Origin of the sequence: Flavobacterium odoriferum (assembly GCF_025499515.1) — a bacterium.
GTDB classification, from domain to species: domain Bacteria; phylum Bacteroidota; class Bacteroidia; order Flavobacteriales; family Flavobacteriaceae; genus Flavobacterium; species Flavobacterium odoriferum.
Genome location: NZ_JAMKFA010000020.1, coordinates 14,554 through 37,754, shown reverse-complemented (window position 1 = coordinate 37,754; position 23,201 = coordinate 14,554). Strand labels below are relative to the sequence as shown.

The 23,201-nt window shown below is 30.6% G+C and carries 17 protein-coding genes and 2 tRNA genes; 8 read left to right on the top strand and 11 right to left on the bottom strand.

Annotation, left to right across the window (positions count from 1 at the left end):
- Positions 1–2: 2 nt before the first annotated feature.
- The 3 genes from M9Q43_RS12705 to M9Q43_RS12695 form a co-directional block, all read right to left on the bottom strand.
- Positions 3–353 (bottom strand): YegP family protein, encoded by a 351-nt coding sequence (locus M9Q43_RS12705; RefSeq protein ID WP_262319249.1) that lies wholly within the window; start codon positions 351–353, stop codon positions 3–5.
- 105 nt (positions 354–458) lie between these two features.
- A tRNA-Leu gene (locus tag M9Q43_RS12700) sits at positions 459–544 on the bottom strand.
- 16 nt (positions 545–560) lie between these two features.
- Positions 561–633: transfer RNA gene (locus M9Q43_RS12695), tRNA-Gly, on the bottom strand.
- Between the two features lie 281 nt (positions 634–914).
- Between M9Q43_RS12695 and M9Q43_RS12690 the strand changes: the two genes are divergently transcribed.
- Genes M9Q43_RS12690 through M9Q43_RS12680 form a run of 3 tightly spaced genes read left to right on the top strand, consistent with a single transcriptional unit; the run spans position 915 to position 4,545 of the window.
- On the top strand, positions 915–1,160 hold the full coding sequence (locus M9Q43_RS12690) for a hypothetical protein (RefSeq protein WP_262319248.1): 246 nt from the start codon (positions 915–917) through the stop codon (positions 1,158–1,160).
- A 42-nt stretch (positions 1,161–1,202) separates the two neighbouring features.
- Complete coding sequence (locus M9Q43_RS12685; protein ID WP_262319247.1) at positions 1,203–1,910, top strand: GLPGLI family protein; 708 nt, start codon at positions 1,203–1,205, stop codon at positions 1,908–1,910.
- Positions 1,900–4,545, top strand: a complete 2,646-nt coding sequence (locus M9Q43_RS12680; RefSeq protein ID WP_262319246.1) for a carboxypeptidase-like regulatory domain-containing protein — start codon at positions 1,900–1,902, stop codon at positions 4,543–4,545. Before M9Q43_RS12685 ends, M9Q43_RS12680 begins: the two co-directional genes overlap by 11 nt.
- Positions 4,546–4,547: 2 nt before the next feature.
- On the opposite strand, the gene mutS is transcribed toward M9Q43_RS12680, so the two are convergent.
- Positions 4,548–7,115 (bottom strand): DNA mismatch repair protein MutS, encoded by a 2,568-nt coding sequence (gene mutS / locus M9Q43_RS12675; protein WP_262319272.1) that lies wholly within the window; start codon positions 7,113–7,115, stop codon positions 4,548–4,550.
- Positions 7,116–7,342: 227 nt separating this feature from the next.
- Complete coding sequence (locus M9Q43_RS12670; protein WP_262319245.1) at positions 7,343–8,152, bottom strand: tetratricopeptide repeat protein; 810 nt, start codon at positions 8,150–8,152, stop codon at positions 7,343–7,345.
- 129 nt (positions 8,153–8,281) lie between these two features.
- Here M9Q43_RS12670 and M9Q43_RS12665 point away from each other — a divergent pair, with 129 nt between their 5' ends.
- On the top strand, positions 8,282–8,809 hold the full coding sequence (locus M9Q43_RS12665) for an RNA methyltransferase (protein WP_262319244.1): 528 nt from the start codon (positions 8,282–8,284) through the stop codon (positions 8,807–8,809).
- 77 nt (positions 8,810–8,886) lie between these two features.
- On the opposite strand, the gene folK is transcribed toward M9Q43_RS12665, so the two are convergent.
- Positions 8,887–10,020 (bottom strand): 2-amino-4-hydroxy-6-hydroxymethyldihydropteridine diphosphokinase, encoded by a 1,134-nt coding sequence (folK, locus tag M9Q43_RS12660; RefSeq protein WP_262319243.1) that lies wholly within the window; start codon positions 10,018–10,020, stop codon positions 8,887–8,889.
- 115 nt (positions 10,021–10,135) lie between these two features.
- On the opposite strand from folK, the gene sppA reads away from it, so the two are divergent.
- Both sppA and M9Q43_RS12650 read left to right on the top strand, forming a co-directional pair.
- Complete coding sequence (sppA, locus tag M9Q43_RS12655; protein WP_262319242.1) at positions 10,136–11,902, top strand: signal peptide peptidase SppA; 1,767 nt, start codon at positions 10,136–10,138, stop codon at positions 11,900–11,902.
- Positions 11,903–12,078: 176 nt separating this feature from the next.
- Entirely contained in the window at positions 12,079–14,682 is a 2,604-nt protein-coding gene (locus M9Q43_RS12650) for an AsmA family protein (protein ID WP_262319241.1), read from the top strand.
- 50 nt (positions 14,683–14,732) lie between these two features.
- On the opposite strand, the gene M9Q43_RS12645 is transcribed toward M9Q43_RS12650, so the two are convergent.
- Positions 14,733–15,524 carry a DUF2797 domain-containing protein gene (locus M9Q43_RS12645; RefSeq protein ID WP_262319240.1) on the bottom strand — a complete coding sequence of 264 codons (792 nt, stop codon included), beginning with the start codon at positions 15,522–15,524 and terminating at the stop codon, positions 14,733–14,735.
- Positions 15,525–15,625: 101 nt separating this feature from the next.
- Here M9Q43_RS12645 and M9Q43_RS12640 point away from each other — a divergent pair, with 101 nt between their 5' ends.
- Complete coding sequence (locus tag M9Q43_RS12640; RefSeq protein WP_262319239.1) at positions 15,626–17,134, top strand: GH3 auxin-responsive promoter family protein; 1,509 nt, start codon at positions 15,626–15,628, stop codon at positions 17,132–17,134.
- 358 nt (positions 17,135–17,492) lie between these two features.
- Complete coding sequence (locus tag M9Q43_RS12635; RefSeq protein ID WP_262319238.1) at positions 17,493–19,055, top strand: OmpA family protein; 1,563 nt, start codon at positions 17,493–17,495, stop codon at positions 19,053–19,055.
- A gap of 224 nt (positions 19,056–19,279) precedes the next feature.
- On the opposite strand, the gene clpX is transcribed toward M9Q43_RS12635, so the two are convergent.
- From clpX to M9Q43_RS12615, 4 genes are all read right to left on the bottom strand, one after another.
- A complete protein-coding gene (gene clpX / locus M9Q43_RS12630; RefSeq protein ID WP_262319237.1) occupies positions 19,280–20,512 on the bottom strand; it encodes an ATP-dependent Clp protease ATP-binding subunit ClpX in 1,233 nt (410 codons plus the stop codon).
- 72 nt (positions 20,513–20,584) lie between these two features.
- Positions 20,585–21,241, bottom strand: a complete 657-nt coding sequence (gene clpP / locus M9Q43_RS12625) for an ATP-dependent Clp endopeptidase proteolytic subunit ClpP (protein WP_262319236.1) — start codon at positions 21,239–21,241, stop codon at positions 20,585–20,587.
- 109 nt (positions 21,242–21,350) lie between these two features.
- The gene (gene tig / locus M9Q43_RS12620; protein ID WP_262319235.1) at positions 21,351–22,676 is read right to left on the bottom strand and encodes a trigger factor; all 1,326 of its coding nucleotides are present in this window, start codon (positions 22,674–22,676) and stop codon (positions 21,351–21,353) included.
- A gap of 101 nt (positions 22,677–22,777) precedes the next feature.
- On the bottom strand, positions 22,778–23,122 hold the full coding sequence (locus M9Q43_RS12615; protein WP_262319234.1) for a phage holin family protein: 345 nt from the start codon (positions 23,120–23,122) through the stop codon (positions 22,778–22,780).
- Positions 23,123–23,201 lie beyond the last annotated feature (79 nt).

The window sequence follows — 23,201 nt, the reverse complement described above, 5'->3', positions numbered from 1 at the left end:
TCCTATAAATTACCAAATATGTCTTCGGCAGATGAAAAGTCTAAAAACTCCGCTTTGTCAGCATACTTGATGATTTCATCAATCCCTTTTTGAAGCAACAATTGTGTAGTATATCTCCTGCTCACTGCAATTTCATGTTCATCTAATATCAATCTAAAGAAAAACTTTCCACTAGACGATTTAAAGCGCATAAAAACGCATCTTTCTAAAGAACTTTTAAGCTTTTCTATCTCTTCTTCACATTCAAAACGCAATTCAAAATCGTTGCTCGTAAAAATAGTTTTTCCTTTTCTGGAAACAAACTCATATTTATAAACTCCACTTAATCGTTGTGCGATTACAAATGTACCCATAGTTGTGATTGATAATTTTATAAAGAATTCTTTAAAGATAATAGAATTTTTTAAACTAAGAATTTTCTAAACAAAAAAAGCTCCGAACAATGTTCGGAGCTTTTGTACTCAAGGCGGGACTTGAACCCGCACGGGCATTACTACCCACTGGATTTTAAGTCCAGCGTGTCTACCAATTCCACCACTCAAGCAAATATTTTGGTATAGAGCGAAAAACGGGGTTCGAACCCGCGACCTCGACCTTGGCAAGGTCGCGCTCTACCAACTGAGCTATTTTCGCGTTTCGTATTGTAATCTCTTAAAGAACGTTGCTATACTTGTTCCGTATTGCGAGTGCAAATATAGTACATATTTTTATTCTTGCAAGTACTTTTTAAATAAAAATTAAAACTTTTTTATAACCTTTTGATAACGAATATTTTATTTTAAAAATATTTTACTTAAACATACATTACAAAAAAACCAGAAATAAACTTGTAGGAAATTTTAACACAAAAAACTTGTTTTTCATTTTTTTTTTTTTTTTATTTCGAATTCATAATCTTAAATTTTTTATAAATTATGAAAAAACTATTTTTTAGCTTAATTGCTACTGTTATGATTTCATCATTTGCTATTGCAAATACAAATGAAATGAAAGAGAATGATTTTATTAAAAATCAAGAAATTGTTTTAACAAACACTCAAGAATTAAATGAAGATGATTTTTGGTTTTGTTATGAAATTGGAAGAGTGGAGGAAGATAACGATTTAGCAGGAACTACAACTGTAACAATCACTTACAGATGTAGATGGTATTCACTATAAAAACTAAACAGGCTTTAAAAAGCCTGTTTTAAATTTAAAACAATGAAAACAAAACATTCTTTTTTTATATTATTATTTTTTTTTGGTTTTATATGTTATTCCCAAACACTTAAAGGAATTTACACAAGACAAGCTTTAAAAGGTATTGGAGACACGAGTGAATTATCTGAACGTGCAAAAAAACCATTATACTTTAGCTATACATTTTCTAAGAATAAATCCTTGCAAGAATTAATAGAAGGTGGAGGAACTTATATTGACACCATCTACAATGAGTATAAAGAAGTGCCAGGTGAAAAATTTGCATCGGAAGCTATTACAATTAAACCAAAAAAAATATTTTACTATAAAGATTTTTCTATTTCAAATTACAGAGTGTACTCAGAAAAGAACAACAATGAGATATACATTTCTGATAATTTACCAACTTACGAATGGAAGTTAGAAAACGAAAGCAAAATAATATCTGGATACAATTGTAAAAAAGCTACAACAATAAAAAATATACTAAACAAATCGCAATACATAACCGCATGGTATTGTGAAGATATAAGTATAAATGATGGACCAATGGATTTTAACGGACTGCCTGGATTTATAATTCAAATTGAAATTGATGACAAAACAATTTTAAAGTTTGAAAAAATAAAAATAATTTCAAACACTTCTACAGAAATTTTATTACCTGAAATTACAACAAAACCGATAACTATAAAAGAATACGAAACAAATACTCTGAATGGAAAATAATTCAAATTTCATTTTAAAATTTAAACTATTAATACTGTTATTCCCATTTATAAGTTTCGGTCAAACATTCAAAGGAAAAATTGAGGACACCAATGGTAATCCAATTAGCAATGCTTCTATTCAAATTAAAAGTTTTGATGATTCAAATACGCTACTTTTTACAACAAGCAACTCGAATGGTGAATTTGAATTATCAAAAAAATTAAATCAAACTCAAATTTTATTAAAAATCTCATTTATTGGTTTTGAAACCATAAAAAAGCAAATTAAAATTAATGATGGCTTAAATGATTTTGGCACAATTACATTAATTGAAAATATTGAAGAATTAAAAGAGGTAATAGTAAAAGCTGAATCTTCGGGTATTTCTCAAAAAGGAGACACCACAACCTATAAGGTAGAGAAATTTTTAAATGGAACAGAGGAAAACTTGAAAGATGTAATAGAAAAAATACCTGGCTTAAATGTAAATGATAAAGGAAAAATTACTGCAAATGGTAAAACAATTGATAAATTATTAATCGATGGTGAAGATTTATATAAAAACCAGCATCAAATCGCAACAGAAAATTTACCTTCTAATTTAATTAATTCCATTGAATTAATACAAAATTATATTGGCTATGAAAATTTAAACAAAGAAGAAAAATCTGGAAAAACGGCTCTTAACATAAAAATCAAAGAAGAATATAAAAACAAAGTTACTGGTTTTATTGAGGCAGGAAAAGGTTTTGACAGGCAATACAAAGTAAAAAATTCAATTTTCAACTTTAATAAAAAATTTCAATTTTCTGTAATAACAAACTTAAATAACATTGCTGAAAATCCTATTTCAATAGATGATTATTTGGATTTAACAGAAGAAAAAGAGGAAAGCAATGAAAGTAAAGTTGTTTTTTCAAATCTCAATGACATTCCTAATTTTTTAACTTCAAAAGACAGGGTTTCTTCTAAAAAAAATATTTTCAATTCAATCAACTTAATTTATAACATTAACAAGAAAACTAAATTCGATTTTTATTCTATAATAAATAACTCCAATCAAACTTTGAATTTATTTAGGGAACAAAAATATTATGATTTAGAAACTGATTTAACAATTATTGAAGATAAAAGAAATATAGAAAAAAACACATTTGGAACACTAAATGCAAAATTAGTATATAAAAAAAACGAAAACACAATTCATACAATAAAATCCAATTTCTTATTTGATATAAACAAAAACACAAATAATATACTGAATCTTACGAATTCTATCTCAAAAGAAATTAATCAGGGCAATCAATTAGAAAATCAAACTTTCAATTTATCCTATAATTTAAGTAAAAAAATTAAAAATAGTTATTTTAATTTTAAAACCTTCTACATAAACTCAAACAACAACAATGATTTGGAAATCAAATCTAATGATGTTTTTTTAACAACAAATTACTTAAATAGTGACAATAGCTTAGTTCAATACTCAAAAAAATCAACAAGTGAATTTAAAAACTTAGGATCATATCAGTTCACAAAAAATAAGTTTACGTTTCAATTTTTACAAACTCTTAATATTAATAATTCTAAACTAAATTCAGTATTAAATAATTCTGACAACATAAATAATTTAAAATTAAACAATTTTATAAGTTCGTCAAGTTTGAGTATCAAATATCAAATTAACTCTATTTTTGACATTTCATTTAAACCAAATTATTCTGTTAACAATATTAATTTTAATAACAATTCGCAATTTGTTTCTTATTTTGGATATAACGCAAGTTTAAAAGCGCGATTTAATTCTACAAATATTTTACAAATAAGCAATTCTTTATCAAATAACAATACTAATGTTGACAACTTATTAGTTTATGACATTGTAAAAGATTACCGAACAGTAACTAATAATTATAATGTAGCATCAACAAGTATTTTACCTTCACAACAATATAATTTAAATTATTTTAGTTTTGATATTAAAAATAAATTTTCTTTCATATTTAATGCCTCACACAGAAGAAACATAAAATCTATTGAAAATAACATAATCTCAACAGAAAACATTACTTTTCTTAGTAATAGCATAATTTCAGGAGAAAAATTTAATTCCATGTTAATTTTCATTGAAAAGCAACCACGAAAATTACCATTCGCTTTTTCTATTAGTACATCTTATACAAATTTATCCAAAACAGTGCTTAATAATAATAACGAAGTAGAATTTAAAAATCACTTATTCTCTGGAATGTTTGAAATAAAATCAAGATATAAAGAATTTCCAGTTTATTTTAATGTAGGCATAAAAGCATCTAACGACACCTATTTATATAACGATTTCAAAAGTGAATTAAACTCATATCAAATATATTGTAAACTAAATGGTAAAGTATTTAGAAATGTCTATTGGAATTTAAATACTGATTATTTTAATTTCAAAAATCAATCTATACAAACTAATTATTTAAACATTAGCCCAATTTTAAGGTTTTCAAAAGAAAAAACAAACTTTGAATATTCATTAATTGGTAATAATATCTTAAACATAGATAATGTAAATGTTTTAGAAAATTACAGTAATTCAAACTATTCAGAACTTGTAAGAAAACCCGTTTTAAGTGGTTATGTACTTTTTCAGCTAAAATATAAGTTCTAAAATTATTTTTTTACCAACATTCGTTTTATTTCGTTTAGCTTCATTAAAGCCTCTACCGGAGTCAATGTATTAATGTCGATATTCACAATTTCCTCTTTAATTTCTTCCAAAAGCGGATCATCTAAATTAAAGAAACTCAATTGCAATTCATCATTTGCCGATTTAATTCCCGATAATTCTTCGCTCGAATGTCTTTTCTCTAATTGCTTCAACAATTTTTGTGCTTTTTGAATCACAATCTGCGGCATTCCTGCCATTTTTGCTACGTGAATACCAAAACTATGTGCGCTTCCACCTTTAACCAATTTACGAATAAATAAAACTGTATCTTTTAATTCCTTTACCGAAACATTGAAATTCTGAATTCTGTCAAACGTAACTTCCATTTCGTTTAATTCATGATAATGCGTAGCGAAAAGTGTTTTCGGTTTGTTTGGATGTTCGTGCAAATATTCTGAAATCGCCCAAGCAATTGAAATTCCATCATAAGTTGAAGTTCCTCTTCCAATTTCATCTAACAACACCAAGCTTCTTTCTGAAATATTATTCAAAATCGAAGCGGTTTCGTTCATTTCCACCATAAAAGTAGATTCACCCATCGAAATATTATCACTTGCTCCTACTCTGGTAAAGATTTTATCCACCACACCCATTCTAACGCTTTCAGCTGGAACAAAACTTCCCATTTGCGCCATCAACACAATCAAAGCCGTTTGACGCAAAATTGCCGATTTACCCGACATATTCGGACCGGTAATCATGATGATTTGCTGGATTTCTCTATCCAAATAAACGTCATTAGAAATATACGGCACACCAACAGGCAATTGCTTTTCAATAACAGGATGACGACCTTCTTTGATTTCCAAATCAAAACTTTCATCTAAATCAGGACAAACGTATTTGTTATCAATCGCTAATTGCGTGAAAGATGTCAAACAATCCAATTGTGCAATTAAATTAGCATTCAACTGAACATGTTTGATATAAGTAGCAATCCAATTCACCAACTGCTCAAACAACTGGGTTTCTAATTGATGGATTTTTTCCTCCGCACCTAAAATTTTAGATTCGTATTCTTTTAGTTCTTCCGTAATGTAACGCTCTGCATTCACTAAGGTCTGCTTACGAATCCATTCCGGTGGAACTTTATCTTTATGTGTATTTCGAACTTCAATATAATAACCAAAAACGTTATTGAACGAGATTTTCAATGATGGAATACCTGAAGCAGCACTTTCACGTTGTTCTAATTCTTCTAAATAGCCTTTTCCAGTGGATGAAATCGCTCTCAATTCATCTAATTCCGAATGAACCCCAACGGCAATTGCGTTTCCTTTATTTACACTTACTGGTGCATCTTCTTGAATAGTAGATTTAATTTTTTCTCGCAACAATTCGCAAGCATGCAAACTATCACCAATAACTCGCAACGCTTCATTTTCACTAGCTAAAGCCAATGTTTTAATTGGAATAATGGCATCTAACGAATCTTTCAAAAAATTAACTTCTCTTGGCGAAATTTTGCCAGTGGCTACTTTTGAAATCAAACGCTCTAAATCGGAAATTTGTTTGATTTGATACTGAATTTGTTGTAAGACTTCGGGATTGGTTTTTAGATACGAAATCACTTCATGACGGCCTCTGATTTTTGAAATATCTTTCAATGGAAGCGCCAACCAACGTTTCAAAAGCCTTGCTCCCATTGGCGAAAGCGTTTTGTCAATCACATCTAAAAGCGTTACCGCATTCGGATTATAACTATGATATAATTCTAAATTTCGAATGGTAAATTTATCCATCCAAACATAAGCATCTTCGGCAATACGTTGAATATTGGTAATGTGTTGGATTTTATTATGTTGCGTTTCCGATAAATAATACAAAATCGCACCCGAAGCAATCAAACCTTCGGTTAATTCTTCTACTCCAAATCCTTTTAGTGAATTGGTTTGAAAATGTTTCGTCAAACTTTCTAACGCATAATCTTCTTTGTACACCCAATCTTCCAAAAAGAAGGTATGAAAATCGTCTCCAAAAACCGAATTAAACTGATTTTTAAACTGTTTCGGAATTAAAATTTCACTTGGACGGAAGTTTTGTAATAGTTTATCAATGTATTCTTCATTGCCTTGCGAAACTAAAAATTCACCTGTAGAAACGTCTAAAAAAGCTACACCAAGTGATTTTTTACCAAAATGAACAGATGCTAAAAAGTTATTTGACTTGGATTGCAACACCTCATCATTCATCGAAACTCCAGGCGTAACTAATTCCGTAACACCACGTTTTACGATGGTTTTAGTCATTTTTGGATCTTCTAATTGGTCGCAAATCGCTACTCGAAGTCCGGCTTTAACTAACTTGGGTAAATAAGTATTAATTGAATGATGCGGAAATCCAGCTAAAGCAGTTTCGGTTTCAGAACCTGCACCACGTTTAGTTAATGTAATGCCTAAAATTTGTGACGCACGCACGGCATCTTCTCCAAAAGTTTCATAAAAATCACCCACACGAAACAACAAACAAGCATCGGGATATTTATTTTTTATCTCGTTGTATTGCTTCATTAAAGGTGTTTCCTTTGGTGCTTTATCGGAATTTGCTGCAGATTTTTTAGCCACAATTTGTAATTTTAAGTATGATTGCGAAGGTAAGAAAATCAGATTCAATTTCAAGGGCAAGGACAAGAACAATTTACAATTGCAAAAGCAAATACAATTTCAAGTTTAAAATTTTAACGCTAAGAAGCTAAGTTTTTCGCAAAGTTCGCAAAGGCTTTTATGAACAAAATGGTTTAGTTTATTAATTTTCTAATTTGATAGGGATACATTTCATAAAAAATTTGGTCTTCATTAATTGAGTATCCTTTTTCTAAATCTTTTTTTGCTTCTTCAAGTAATATATCTGCCAATTCTCTTGGTTGTCCTGCCCTAATCATTGCAATTGCTTTATAAAATTTTACATCGGAAAACTCTGGATATTGTTTTAAAGCTCTATTGAAAATTTCAATTGATTCCTTAAATTTATTTTGTTCATAAAGTGAAATTCCATAGTAAAATAAATCCAAATGATGCGCTTCTCCTAAACGCTCCTTTTGATCATCTGTATCCTGTTTAAAAATTCTTTCCGCTTTTTGAAATTCATTTAATTGTAAATAACTTAAAGCAATATGAAAATCATAACTATGATCCATAACATAAGAGTTCCCAGATAAAGTTTTACATTTTTCAAAATCTACTATAGCATCCTTATAGCTTTTAACAAAAATACATTTTATGAATGCTCGATAATCTAACCATCTTTTTTCGTCATATTTTACAGCTTTATCTAAGAAAACCATTCCAGCCTCGTATTTTCGCATTTTAAATAATGGCATTGCTTTTTGTTGCCACAAATAAGCTATTGTTGAATCTTTAGCTAAACCTGCATCTAAACATTTTTGACGTTCAGACATTAAAATTCTATAATCATACTGTTGAGCACAATCATTGAGATGTTCTTTTACTATTAACTCTTGCTTTTCTTGAACTTCCTTTGAAGCATTTGAATTTTGAGAAAATCCAAAAATGGAAAACAAACTAAATAAAACAAATACGAATTTCATACAATTATTTTTTTGCCAATTTACAAAGCATCATTTCAGGTTGCTGTTATTAAGTTGTTAATTATTTCACAACACAAACTTTGAAACATGAAACTTTGAAACTTCAACTCAATAAAATATCTTTGCCACATGAGAAAATTAGCCAACGCAGAATTAGAACGCAAAAACATCAACGAGTTTAAAGAAGCTCAAAAAACACCTATCATTGTAATCTTAGACGATATTAGAAGTTTACATAATATTGGTTCGGTTTTTAGAACTTCGGATGCTTTTTTGATTGAGAAGATTTATTTGTGTGGTATTACGGCCGTTCCTCCTAATAAAGAAATTCACAAAACAGCTCTTGGTGCTACGGAAACTGTGACTTGGGAATATGCGAAAGACGTTTTAGAAGTGGTGAACCAATTGAAACAAGAAAATGTAAAAGTATATTCGGTGGAACAAACCGAAAATGCGATTATGTTGGACAATTTTCAACCTGAAGCAAATACAAAATATGCTCTAATCTTTGGAAACGAAGTTAAAGGTGTTTCACAAGAAGCTATTAATTTAAGCGATGGTGTAATTGAAATTCCGCAACTAGGAAGTAAACATTCGTTGAATATTTCGGTGAGTGCTGGAATTGTGATTTGGGATTTGTTTCAGAAGTTGAAGTAAAATTTTCGGAACACTGATTGAAGAAATTAAATAAATTTTTAAAATCTGTGTAAATCCGTTTAATCTGTGTTCCAAAATCAATTTTTAATCTTGGTATTAATTTCATTCAACAAAAAAACATAATCCTCCTGTTTTTTCACAAAATCTAAATCCGAAACATCAATAATTAACACATTCAAATCGGTTTGTGTTTTGATGTAGTCCAGATAACCCTGATTGATTTTTTCTAAATAATCTGCCGGAATTTCTTGCTCGTAACTTCTACCGCGTTTCTTGATGTTTTCCAACAATCTTTCGGTATTTTGATACAAATACACGTACAAATCAGGTTTTGGCATTTCTTTGTGAATGATGTCAAACATAGTTTTGTACAAACGAAATTCATCTTCTTGAAGTGTAACTTTGGCAAAAATCAACGATTTGAAAATATGATAATCGGCAACCACAAAATCTTTGAACAAATCAAATTGCGCTAAATCATCGGATAATTGTTGATATCTATCGGCTAAAAAGGACATTTCTAAAGGAAACGCGTAGCGACTTTGATCTTTATAAAACTTCGGTAAAAACGGATTATCAGCAAAACGTTCTAATACTAATTTGGCATTGCAATCTTCTGCTAATTTCGTAGATAAAGTTGTTTTTCCAGCACCAATATTTCCTTCAATGGCAATGTAATTGAATTGTTGTAATTCTAATTTTTCAATTGGAGAAACTATGGAATGAATTGCTTTTATTTCGCTTTTGTCTTCAGTTTGAAGTAATAGTTGTGTAACCGATTTTTTCAAAAGAGGATGTTCCCAATTCAATCCAAAATCCAACATCGGTTGCAACACAAACTTTCGGTTTTGCATTAATGGATGAGGAACTTGCAGGTTTTCGGTAGAAATAATTTCTTCGTCAAAAGCGATGACATCTACATCAATTATTCGAGCTTGATAACCTGAATCTTTGGAACGAATTCGACCTAATTTCTTTTCTACTTTCAAAACCTGATTCAAAATCTTTTGAGCCGATTTCGTGGTATGAATTAGAATCGCAGCATTATAAAACGGTTCACTTTCAAAACCCCAAGCCGGAGTTTCATAAATTTTAGAAACCTTTACAACTGTTGCTACTTCATTATGAATCAAATCAATACAAGACTGAATCGTTTCTAATCGATTGCCTTGATTACTTCCTAACGATAAAATGACTTGATGCTGACTCATATTGGCAAAATAACAAACAATTTTAGACTTATAATTTACCTTTCTTGTTTTTTTATGAACATGTAACAATTTTGTTCTTTTAACTACTTATATTATAAATTAAAATGAAATTGAAATGAGATTTTTAGGAAATGTATTAGCTACAATTGTAGGGATATTTATTTTTTGCATGATTTTCTTCTTCGGAATTATAATCATTGGAGCCATTGCAGGCAGTGGAGATGACACGGTTAGTGTAAAAAAGAATTCGGTTATTGAATTAGACTTATCAAAAGTATCATTAGACTACGCTGGAAAAACAAATTACAAAGACTTCAATTATTTTGAAGCGCATCATGATGGTGTTACGGACATTTTAAATGCGATTGAAGCAGCTAAAACCGATGACAAAATCAAAGGAATTTCTATTTTGAATAATCAATCACAATTAGGATTAGCACAAAGCAAAGCCGTTCGTGATAAATTAGAAGATTTTAAAAAATCGGGCAAATTCGTTTATGCTTATGCAAATTATTATAGCCAAGGCGAATATTATTTGAATTCGGTTGCCGACCAAGTGTATTTGAATCCAATGGGAGAAGTTGATTTTAAAGGACTTTCTTCTGAAATAATTTACATGAAAGATTTACAAGAAAAATCGGGTGTAAAAATGGAAGTGATTCGTCATGGAAAATACAAAAGTGCCGTGGAACCTTTCTTAGCACAAGAAATGAGTCCAGAAAACCGCGAACAAATGACGGTTTTATTAAATTCGGTTTGGAACACCATTGTTGCTGATATTTCTAAAAGTAGAAAATTATCAGTTGCTCAATTGAATGCCATTGCAAATACGTTAGGCGCAAGAACTCCAGAGTTAGCTTTAGCCAATAAATTAGTCGATAAAGTTTCCTATGAAGATGAGTATCACGACATGATTAGAGCGAAATTAAAAGTTGACAAAAAGGAAAAATACGATATTGTTAGCATTACCGATTATGCTAAAAAAGCAGCTTCAACTGTTGAAGATTATTCAAAAGATGATATCATTGCTGTAATTTATGCGCAAGGCGAAATTGCAGGCGGTGAAGGCGATGTAAACGTAATTGGAGAAGGTTCAATCAAACGTTCTTTACAAGAAGCTCGCGATGATAAAGATGTAAAAGCAATTGTTTTACGTGTAAATAGTCCAGGAGGAAGTGCTTTGACTTCGGAATTAATTTGGAGAGAAATCGAAATCACTAAAAAAGTTAAGCCCGTTGTAGTTTCTATGGGAAATTATGCGGCTTCTGGAGGTTATTATATTGCAGCTAATGCAGATAGAATTTTCGCTGAACCAAATACGATTACGGGTTCGATTGGTGTTTTTGGAATGTTACCTAACATGAACCAACTAGGCAAAAATATCGGAATTAATGCCGAACAAGTAAAAACTCATGCAAATGCGAGTGGTTACAGTGTTTTTGAACCAATTGATGAAAACTTCAAAGGTTTTGTTTTAGAAAGCATCGAAAAAACATACGCAACTTTCTTAAAACGTGTAGCTGATGGTAGAAAAATGACAACCGAACAAGTAGACGCTATTGCACAAGGAAGAGTTTGGACTGGAATTGATGCTCATAAACTTGGACTGGTTGATGAAATCGGAGGTTTAGATGCAGCAATCAAATACGCAGCTAAACTTGGAAAAACAACTTCGTATAGAACAGAAAACTTCCCAGAATACGAGAAAAACTTTGAAGATTTATTAGCTAATTTCACTGGAATGGCAATGTTTAAAACTAAAGAACAATTACTAAAAGAGCAATTAGGCGAAGAAGGTTTCCAAATGTTGGAACAAATTAAACGCGTTAAAAGCAGAAAAGGTATTCAAGCCATTATGCCTTATGAAATTGTAATAAACTAATTCAAATTCAAACACATAAAAAATCCCAAAAGCAATTGTTTTTGGGATTTTTTTTATAAGTTTAACGTAGCTTTAATCCTAAACTATATTTTTGGTACTACTTTTGTAGTAAATACATGATAATTTGATTACAAATCGAAACAAAAAATTTATTCGCACTCTTAAAAAGTAAAATTATGTTGAAAAAAATCTTAAAAGGAACTGGAATTTTCCTATTGGTAACCATCATCGCATTGGCAGCTGCGCCTTTTTTATTCAAAGATAAAATCAAGGAAATGATTGCTAAAACTTTGAACGAAAATGTAAATGCCAACATAGCGTTTGAAGACGTAGATTTGAGTTTATTCAAAAGTTTTCCGAAAGCTAATGTTACAATTGAAAAATTAAGCATTATTACTAAAGCGCCTTTTGAAAACGACACCCTTTTATATTCGGGTGAGACCAATGTAACCATGAGTGTAAAAGAGCTTTTTAAAGGTGATGGAGAAGCTATGAATTTAGAAAGTTTTAGTGTAGTTGACGGAATTGTAAACATCATTTTTAATAAAGATGGTTTAGGAAATTTTGATATTGCATTAAAAGATGAAACAGAAAAAAAACCTTCTGACAGCAAACCTTTTGCTTTGAATATTCAAGATTATGAAGTTGAAAATTTGAAATTCACTTATGAAGACCAAGGTTCTAAAATGAAAATGGTTTTAGACAGCATTAATCACGAAGGAAAAGGAAATTTTGCAGCTCAAAAATTGGATTTAGACACTAAAACTACTGCAAAACTATCTTTTGATATGGACAAAATGAACTATATGAAAAATGTAGCCATTTCATTAGATGCCATTTTAGGAATCGATTTAGAGAAAAGTAAATACGAATTCAAAGACAACAAAGCCTTAATCAATCAATTGCCATTAGAATTCAATGGATTTATTCAAATGGTGGAAGCGGGTCAAACGTATAACTTGACATTTAAAACACCAACATCTGATTTTAAAAACTTCTTGGGATTAATTCCAGCAGCTTATTCAGGTGATATCAACAAAGTAAAAACAACCGGACAATTTTTAGTAGACGGAAAAGTAAAAGGCAAATTAACCGAAACTACGATTCCTGCTTTTGATGTAAAAATCGCTTCCAATAATGCGTCTTTCCAATATCCAGATTTACCAAAATCGGTTAAAAATATCGTAATTGATACACATATTATCAACGAAACAGGTTTAATGAACGACACGTATGTGAATTTGAATAAACTTTCGTTTTCAATTGATCAAGATGTGTTTAATGCGAAAGCGAATATTAGAAACATCGCAACAAATGCCTTAGTTGATGCCGAATTAAAAGGAACCATCAACTTAGCAAACGTTACCAAAGCATATCCAGTAAAGTTAGACAAACCGTTAACCGGAATTTTAAAAGCCGATGTAAAAACGAAGTTTGATATGAAATCAGTTGAAACTTCTCAATATCAAAACATTCAAAATTCTGGAATTGCAAGTTTAACTGGATTCAATTATGAAGGTCCAGAAATGGCAAAACCGTTTAAAATCAATCAAGCAGCTGTTGCTTTCAATCCAAATCAAATTCGTTTGAATCAGTTTGATGCGAAAACAGGAGCTTCCGATTTGAATGTAACAGGAACATTGGATAACTTCTACGGATTTGTATTCAAAAACCAAATTCTGAAAGGAAACTTCAATATGAATTCGACTAAATTAGTCGTTTCTGATTTTATGGCGCCAACTACAACCACTACTGAAGAAGGCAAAAAAACTACAGAAGCGGTAAAAATTCCTTCATTCTTAGATTGTAGTGTTACTGCAAAAGCAGGAACAGTGGTTTACGATAATTTAAACTTAAAAGATGTTTCGGGAAATATGGTAATTCGTGACGAAGCGGTAACTTTAAATAATTTAAAAATGAGTGTTTTTGGAGGAAATATCGGTTTAACAGGAACGGTTTCAACCAAAGGAAAAACGCCAACGTTTAATATGAATTTAGGTTTAGATAAAGTCAATATTGCCGAATCATTCACACAATTAGACATGCTAAAATCGATTGCTCCAATTGCTGGTGTAATTAATGGAAAATTGAATTCAACCATCAAATTATCGGGTGATTTACAACAAGATATGACTCCAAATTTAAAAACTATTTCTGGAGATTTATTAGGTCAATTGTTGTCAACTACAGTTAACGAAAAAAATTCTGCACTGCTTACAGCTTTAAGTTCAAATGTAAAATTTATTGATATGAACAAAGTGAACTTGAACGACGTAAAAGCAGCTTTATCTTTTAAAGATGGAAAAGTGAATGTAAAACCATTCGATATCAAATACCAAGATATAACAGTAAATGTTGGTGGAACTCATGGTTTTGATCAAAGCATGAATTACAATTTAAAATTTGACGTACCTGCAAAATATTTAGGAACTGAAGTAAATAATTTACTAGCAAAACTAACGCCTGCTGACCAAAATAAAATTCAAAATGTTCCTGTAAATGCAGTACTTGGAGGAAACTTCAAACAGCCAAAAATTACTACAGACATGAAGCAAGCCACAACTAATTTGGCAACACAATTGGTTAAAATGCAAAAAGACAAATACATCAATCAAGGAACAACTGCTTTAAGTAATTTATTGGGTGGAACAAAAGGCAACAACTCTGGAACAACTACTGCAACTGACACCACTAAACCCAAAACAACTCCTAAGGAAGAAATTAAGACTAAAGCAACTGATGCATTAAATGGTTGGCTTAAAAAGAAGAAAAAAGAATAAATTCGAAATAAAAACAAAACCCTTTCTAAAATTTAGAAAGGGTTTCTTTTTTACAAACTCATCTTCACTACATAACCTTCATAAGTTCTTACATTGAAAACAGTTCCGTCTTCAAAAAGTAAATATTGGCCTTTGATTCCGGTTAGGGTTCCTGAAAAATTTGGTGTTTTGTCTAAATTTAAACTTGTTACTTTTTTAGGATATTGTAAAACTGGAAAATCGAGTTGAATGATTTTTTCTTCTTTTGGGAAATAGTCTTTCACTTCATTTGGTAGCCAATCCAATACTTTATTTCGTTCTGAAATCAAGTCCATGTTAGGTACTTCGTTTTTTAGCATTTTTTGCCAATTGGTTTTATCGGCAAAATGGTTTTTCAATGCTACTTCCGTAATTCCTGCTAAATATCTATTTGGTACTTCTACAATTGGAATAGCTTGCACAGCACCTTGATCTATCCAACGAGTTGGAACTTGGGTTTTTCTTGTAACTCCTACTTTTACTTCACTAGATAAAGCTAAATACACCACATGCGGTTGCAATTGCACACGCTTTTCGTATGCTAAATCTCTATCTTCGATATCTAAATGAGCGGTGCTTAATTCGGGTTTCATAATCCAATCGCCAACTGCTGGGCTGCTCATAAAACAATCGTAACAAAATCCTTGTCGAAAAATCTTTTTCGCTTTTCCGCAATTTAAACATTGGTAGCCTTGAAACTCAATTTCAATGTCTTTTCCTAAAAGTTGGTTGATGTTTAAAAAACTATTTTCAAAAACCAAATAATACTGAATTGGGTTACCAAATTCGGTTTGCATTTTTGAAAGTGTGCCTTGATATATCATTTCGTGTAAAGATTTTCTTTTTTGTTCAATTATTTGAAAAAAATGCTATTTTTGGTAAAGTTATTATTCCAATTTAATAATTCAAAATTAGCAATAGGTAAATGCCATTACAAATAATAAATTCTTTTGCCACTTGGATTTTAAAAAAGCGAATTCATCAAATGGAATTGTTTTTAAAATATCCACACGAAGTACAAGAAGAATTACTTTTTAATCTAATAAAAGCTTCCGAAAATACGCAACTTGGAAAGAAATATGATTTTTCTTCCATGAAAAGTTATACTACTTTTTCAGAACGAATTCCTGTTTCTAGCTATGAAGATTTAGAACCTTTAATTGAATTAACTCGAAAAGGTGAACAAAACGTTTTTTGGCATTCTAATATTAAATGGTTTGCAAAATCGAGCGGAACTACTAATGCAAAAAGCAAGTTTATTCCTGTAAGTTCAGAGGCATTAGAAAATTGCCATTACAAAGCTAGTAAAGACTTATTGTGTTTATACTTAAACAACAACGAAGAGTCGCAAATGTTTACTGGAAAAAGTTTGCGTTTAGGCGGAAGCAAGCAATTGTATGAAGATAATAATACTTTTTTTGGAGATTTATCGGCAATTTTGATTGACAACATGCCGATTTGGGCCGAATTTAGCTCTACACCAAGCAGTAAAATATCATTAATGGGCGATTGGGAAACCAAACTTCCAGCCATTGTCAATGAAACCATCAACGAAAATGTGACAAGTTTAGCTGGCGTTCCAAGTTGGATGTTGGTTTTACTTCAAAAAGCATTAGAAACCACTGGCAAATCTAATTTATTAGAGCTTTGGCCAAATGCAGAAGTGTATTTTCATGGTGGTGTCAATTTTGATCCATATAGAGAACAATACAAGAAATTATTTCCAAAAGACAGTTTTAAATATTACGAAATTTACAATGCTTCGGAAGGATTTTTTGCCATTCAAGACCAAAATGATTCAAACGAATTATTATTGATGTTGGATTACGGAATTTTCTACGAATTTATTTCGATGGATACTTTTGGAACATTAAACCAACGCGTTATTCGATTGAATCAAGTAGAGTTGAATAAAAATTATGCATTGGTAATTACGACAAATTCAGGTTTATGGCGCTATTTAATTGGCGATACGATTCGCTTTACTTCATTAAGTCCTTACCGAATTAAAGTTACTGGAAGAACCAAACATCATATTAACGTTTTTGGAGAAGAGTTGATGGTTGAAAATACAGATGCTGCCATTGCAAAAACATGCGCTTTATTTGACTGCGAAATTGTAGATTATACGGTTGCTCCTGTTTTTATGAGTGAAACGCAAAAAGGTTCGCATGAATGGATTATTGAATTTAAAAATCCACCAGAAGATGTTGAAAAATTTAGTATGATTTTGGATGAAAATATTCAATCTTTAAATTCTGACTATGAAGCTAAACGATACAACAATATGACACTTAATCCGTTAGTATTAAATGTTGCCCGAAAAAACTTGTTTTATGATTGGTTAAAACAAAATGATAAATTGGGTGGACAACACAAAATTCCAAGGCTTTCTAATGACAGAAATTATTTAGAAAGTTTACTAAATTTATAAAAAAATATTATGAAAAAAATAGCCATAATTTTACTCGTATCTGTTGTAATCATTTCATCGTTTTCTTGTGGTCCGAGACGTTATAAATGTGGTCCATATAGACGTTGCGAAATAAAAGAAAATTCAATAAAACCCCAAAATTATAACGAAATTAACAAAATTCAACTATCATAAATATTGTTAACAAAAAAATAATCAAAATTTAATCGATTTCAGTTTACCTAAAATCGATTTTTTTTGCAGTTCATCGGATATTATGATAATTATCATATAAAAGATTTTTTATGTAAAATATAGTGTTAATTTTGCACTCGATTTTAAAATTTATTACCCCATTATCAATTAAGCAATTAACTTTATGAATTACCCCAAATTACTTGCCATATTATTCCTTTTAGGAACTTTTTCATGTTTTTCTCAAGAACCAAAACGTTCAGAAGGTTTAGATTCAATTATAAATGTAATTAGCAAATCTACAAAAGGCATTAACTATTTAATTGGTGATACTGGAATTAATTCAGAATTAAATGAGGTTGGAACTTCTTTCTTTAAAAACAAATACATCATTTTATCTAATAAGAAAAGAAGACATGCTGAAGTAACTGTAAATCCAATTACAAACGAACCAAATAACAACTTATATTGTGTAGATATTAAAGAAGATGGAAGTCTTTCATTTCCTTTACTTTTTTCTCAGGCTCTAGATTCAGAAAAAAATGAAGGTTCAATTAGTTTTTCAGCAGATCAACGCACAATTTATTTCACACAAGAAAACCCAAATAATAATCAAATTTACACACTACATAAAGCAGATTTAAATGAAAAAGACCCAAAAAAATGGGTTAACATCACAAATTTAAATGCTGTTCCCGCTGAATATTCAGTTGAGACTCCTAGTTTATCTGCTGATGGGAAAAAAATATATGTTGCTTCAAACATTCCTGGAGGGTTTGGAGGATTTGACATTTATGAAGCGCCAGTATTAGCTGATGGATCAATTGGAAAATTAGTTAATCTTGGACCAAATGTAAACACATCTACAGATGAAAAATATCCTTTTATGTCTGCAGATGGTAAATATTTATATTTTTCATCAAAAGGACACACTAACATGGGTGGGTATGATGTTTTTAGATCATCTGTTTTGAAAAATGACTATTCACCAGCATTAAACTTAGGTACTGACTTAAACTCCAGAAGAGACGATGTAGCATTTATTATGACATCACCTACAAAAGGTTATATTTCTACTGATAAACACCAACAAGGAAATTTTGACATTTTTAAATTTGAGATTAAAAAGCAAGATAATTTAAGTCAAACGTATACAGTTGTAGAAGAAAAATCAAGCATCGCACTTCCAAACACAGATGTGGTAGTTACAAATGAATTTGGAGAAATAGTATTAAAAACAAAATCGGACGAAAAAGGAAAAATCCGTTTAGATTTAGAACCTTTAACTCAATATACTGTTGCATTAAACAAAGATGGTTACGAAACTAAAACAGCTAATTTAAATTCTTCAGACACTAATAAAAATATAACTCTAAAACAGAAAAAAGCTATTGTTACTGAAGATGCTATTGTAATAGAAAATATCTATTTTGATTTTGATAAAGCAACAATCAAACAAGAATCTACATTATCATTAAATAAAATTGTTGAAGTTTTAAACAACAATCCTGAAATGTCAATTACAATTAATGCCCATACTGATAATAAAGGTTCAGCAGATTACAATCAAAAACTTTCTGAAAGAAGAGCTAAATCTTCATATCAATATTTAATAAACAAAGGTATAGTTGCTTCAAGACTATCATATAAGGGATATGGAGAAAGTCAACTATTAAACAAATGCGACAAATGTTCAGCAGAGCAAGACCAAGCAAACAGAAGAGTCGAATTTAAAATCATCAAATAAACACGCAATTAATTACAACTATAAAAACTCTATAAACAAAATGAAAAAAATTTCTTTAATTTTAGCAGCAGCAACTTTAGTATTATTAACTTCATGCTCAAGTGGATGGAGCTGTAAATCAAGTTACTGTAACGCGAAACAAACAAAAACAATCGAGCAAAAGAAAAATGCTTAATCATAAAAAAGGTCGCCAATTGGCGACCTTTTTATTTGTATTAATTTCATTAAGAAACGGCTTTCAAACGTTGTAATAAATTTTTACTCAAACTATTTTCTGCATATTCTTTTGTAACTTGTAAATGTTTATCTTCAGAACTTGGTAATTCATACATAGCATCAGTTAAAATCGCCTCGCATAACGAACGCAAACCTCTGGCTCCTAATTTATATTCTAAAGCTTTAGAAACAATATAATTCAACGCTTCTTCTTCAATCTCTAAAGTTACCTCATCCATTTCAAACAATTTCTTGTATTGCTTTACTAAGGCATTTTTAGGTTCGGTTAAAATTGCTCTTAATGTTTCTACATCTAAAGGATCCATATGTGTTAGAACTGGCAAACGACCAATAATTTCTGGAATTAATCCAAAATCTTTTACGTCTTTCGGAATTAAATATTGCAGTAAATTATCTTTATCAATTTGGTCTGTTCCAATAGACGAACTATAACCAACCGCTTGTCTGTTTAAACGTTTTGAAATAATTCTTTCAATGCCATCGAAAGCACCACCTGCGATGAATAAGATATTTTGAGTGTTTACCTCAACAAATTTTTGGTCTGGATGTTTTCTTCCTCCTTTTGGTGGTACGTTTACAACTGTTCCTTCTAATAATTTCAATAACGCTTGTTGTACACCTTCTCCCGAAACATCACGCGTAATTGATGGATTATCACTTTTACGAGCAATTTTATCTATTTCGTCAATAAATACAATTCCTCTTTCAGCTTTAGCCACATCGTAATCAGCAGCTTGTAATAAGCGAGTTAAGATACTTTCCACATCTTCTCCTACGTAACCCGCTTCGGTTAAAACAGTTGCATCAACAATAGCCAATGGAACATTCAACATTTTTGCAATCGTTTTTGCTACTAATGTTTTACCTGTTCCGGTTTGTCCTACCATTAAAATGTTACTTTTTTCAATCTCAACTTCGTCTTCCAATTGAATTTGCATCAAACGTTTGTAGTGGTTATAAACCGCTACACTCATTACTTTTTTAGTTTGATCTTGTCCAATAACATAATCATCTAAAAACGCACGAATTTCTTTTGGTTTCAACAGAATCAAATCGGCAACCAAATTGGAATTACCCGATTGTTTTAATTCCTCTAATACAATTCCGTGAGCTTGTTCGATACATTTGTCGCAAATATGCGCATTAATCCCTGCAATTAATAAATTGGTTTCAGGCTTTTTCCTTCCGCAGAATGAACACTCTAATACTTCTTTAGCCATTTTTTAGTGATTAGTGAAAAGTGATTAGTAAATAGCTTATTACTTTTTACTAATCACTAATTACTTTTTAAATTATCTTGTTAAAACCTCATCAATCATTCCGTATTCTTTTGCTTCAGCGGCAATCATCCAATAATCGCGCTCAGAATCTTTGTGCACTTTTTCGAACGATTGTCCAGAATGTTTAGAAATGATTTCATATAATTCATCTTTCAATTTCAACATTTCTTTCAAGTTGATTTCCATATCGGTTGCTACACCTTGTGCGCCTCCAGATGGTTGGTGAATCATAACTCTTGAATGTGGTAATGCCGAACGTTTTCCTTCTGCTCCAGCACATAATAAAACCGCTCCCATAGAAGCCGCCATTCCTGTACAAATTGTAGCTACGTCTGGTTTTACGAATTGCATTGTATCGTAAATTCCTAATCCAGCATACACACTTCCACCTGGTGAATTGATATAAATACTGATATCTTTAGAAGCATCAACACTTTCTAAAAACAACAATTGTGCTTGAATAATATTGGCAACATAATCGTCAACTCCAGTTCCCATGAAGATAATTCTATCCATCATTAAACGAGAGAAAACATCCATTGAAGCTACGTTTAATTGACGTTCCTCAATAATATATGGAGTCATACTTCCAACAATTTTATCGTAATATAAACTGTTTACTCCGTGATGCTTAGTAGCATATTTTTTAAATTCTTTTCCGTAGTTCATTTTTTGTATGGTTTAAATAATTAATATTTAGAAATTCTGCTGTTGAATACAGAATAAAAAAGCGCCAAAACTAGTCTGACGCTCAAAGATAATTATTTTTTGTGAGAAATTATTCTCCGTACATTTCTTTGATGAATTGTTCGTAATTAACTTCTTTTGTTTTAGCCGAAACTTTTTCTTTGTAAAGACCTAACATTTTTTCACTCATTACTTGCTCAGACAAACGCTTTACTTCGTCTTGATTTGACATCACACGAGCAACAATTCCGTTAATTTCATCATCCGATGGATTTAATTGACCAAATTGAGCCATTTGTTTCTTGATTAATTCGGCAGTATGCGCTTTTAAATCTTCGAAAGTAATTTGCAAATTATTTTCAGCCATTACTTTTCCTTCGATTAATTGGAAACGTAGTCCTTTTTCTGCTTTTGCATATTCTTCTTCAGCTTGCTCATCAGAAAGTGGCGTTTCGCCCATGGTTTTAATCCATTTCTTTAAGAACTCAGCTGGTAAATCAAATTTTGTGTTTTCGATTAAGAAATCAGTCACGTCGTTTAAGAATTTTTGATCTGCTTGTTGTGCAAATTGCGCTTCAGCATCTTCTTTAATTTTTGCTTTTACGTCTTCAACAGAAGAAACAACTCCAGCTCCAAATAATTTATCAAACAATTCTTGATTTAATTCAGCTCTTTCGGTTGAATTAATTTCCTCAATTGTGAAATTAACTGTGATATCTAATCCGTGCACATCATCATGACCTACTTTTAAGTAATCCATTAATTTGTGATCATCGTCGAATAAACCTTTAGTTCCGATAGTTACAACATCACCTACTTTTTTTCCGATGAAAGCTTTAGCTGCTTTTTTATCAGCAAAAATATCTAAACCAAAATTAGCTGGAGCGTTGATTCCTTTTTCTTCGTTTGTAAATGTTCCAACAACATCAAACCCTTCTTCTACTTTATCTTGAGAAATTAATTTTCCATATTGTTTAGCAATACGATCAACTTGATCGTTTAACATTTTATCATCAGCAATAACTTTGAATTTAGTAACATTGTTTTTAGCAGATAAATCAACTGAAAACTGAGGTGCTAATCCTAATTCAAAATCAAAAGAAAAGTTTTCTGCATCCCAATCAATACTTTCCGTAACTTTTGGAAGTGGATTACCAAGAATATCTAATTTTTCAGTAGTTAAATAATTATTAAGCGAAGTTTGTAATACTTTATTTACTTCTTCTAATAAGACTGCTTTACCATATTGTTTTTGAATCAAACTCATTGGAACTGCCCCTTTTCTGAAACCTGAAATAGCGGCGTTTTTTTTGTAATCAGCTAATACTTTATTTACCTTATCAGCATAATCTTCTTTAGCGATTGCTACTGTTACAATAGCATTTAATGCATCAACTTGCGTTTTTGTAATGTTCATTTATCTGTTTATTTAAGTACCATAAAAATTGGGTTGCAAAATTATAGAATTTTTACAACCCAAACAAGTTTTTAATTTACTGAAATTCAATTCGCTAAAAATTAATCTTCGCTAACAAATATTTTGTTCAATATTGATTGACTAATAGACAATAACACACTAAAAATTAAGGCTGTTAAAAACCCATTTACATGAAATTCTGCAATAAAATAATCGCATATTAAAATAATTACTGCATTGATTACTAACAAAAATAAACCTAAGGTAATTAATGTTACAGGGATAGTTAGGAAAACCAATATAGGTTTCAAAAATGTATTTAAAAGACCTAAAACTACAGCAACCAATAATGCAGAAGTTAAATCATCCACAGCAACTCCTGGTAGAAAATGAGCCAATGCAAATACAATGATGGTACTAATTAAAAGTTTGATTATAAAATTCATTTTGTTTTTTGTTTAAAAATTTAAAATTACAAAAAAAAGACACCAAAAATGATGCCTTTTTTAAAATTTGTTTGAAAAA

Bases quoted from the DNA above. Each gene is read 5' to 3' on its own strand.
- M9Q43_RS12705 (WP_262319249.1), bottom strand. From the start codon at position 353: ATGGGTACATTTGTAATCGCACAACGATTAAGTGGAGTTTATAAATAT.
- M9Q43_RS12690 (WP_262319248.1), top strand. From the start codon at position 915: ATGAAAAAACTATTTTTTAGCTTAATTGCTACTGTTATGATTTCATCA.
- M9Q43_RS12685 (WP_262319247.1), top strand. From the start codon at position 1,203: ATGAAAACAAAACATTCTTTTTTTATATTATTATTTTTTTTTGGTTTT.
- M9Q43_RS12680 (WP_262319246.1), top strand. From the start codon at position 1,900: ATGGAAAATAATTCAAATTTCATTTTAAAATTTAAACTATTAATACTG.
- mutS (WP_262319272.1), bottom strand. From the start codon at position 7,115: ATGAAGCAATACAACGAGATAAAAAATAAATATCCCGATGCTTGTTTG.
- M9Q43_RS12670 (WP_262319245.1), bottom strand. From the start codon at position 8,152: ATGAAATTCGTATTTGTTTTATTTAGTTTGTTTTCCATTTTTGGATTT.
- M9Q43_RS12665 (WP_262319244.1), top strand. From the start codon at position 8,282: ATGAGAAAATTAGCCAACGCAGAATTAGAACGCAAAAACATCAACGAG.
- folK (WP_262319243.1), bottom strand. From the start codon at position 10,020: ATGAGTCAGCATCAAGTCATTTTATCGTTAGGAAGTAATCAAGGCAAT.
- sppA (WP_262319242.1), top strand. From the start codon at position 10,136: ATGAGATTTTTAGGAAATGTATTAGCTACAATTGTAGGGATATTTATT.
- M9Q43_RS12650 (WP_262319241.1), top strand. From the start codon at position 12,079: ATGTTGAAAAAAATCTTAAAAGGAACTGGAATTTTCCTATTGGTAACC.
- M9Q43_RS12645 (WP_262319240.1), bottom strand. From the start codon at position 15,524: ATGATATATCAAGGCACACTTTCAAAAATGCAAACCGAATTTGGTAAC.
- M9Q43_RS12640 (WP_262319239.1), top strand. From the start codon at position 15,626: ATGCCATTACAAATAATAAATTCTTTTGCCACTTGGATTTTAAAAAAG.
- M9Q43_RS12635 (WP_262319238.1), top strand. From the start codon at position 17,493: ATGAATTACCCCAAATTACTTGCCATATTATTCCTTTTAGGAACTTTT.
- clpX (WP_262319237.1), bottom strand. From the start codon at position 20,512: ATGGCTAAAGAAGTATTAGAGTGTTCATTCTGCGGAAGGAAAAAGCCT.
- clpP (WP_262319236.1), bottom strand. From the start codon at position 21,241: ATGAACTACGGAAAAGAATTTAAAAAATATGCTACTAAGCATCACGGA.
- tig (WP_262319235.1), bottom strand. From the start codon at position 22,676: ATGAACATTACAAAAACGCAAGTTGATGCATTAAATGCTATTGTAACA.
- M9Q43_RS12615 (WP_262319234.1), bottom strand. From the start codon at position 23,122: ATGAATTTTATAATCAAACTTTTAATTAGTACCATCATTGTATTTGCA.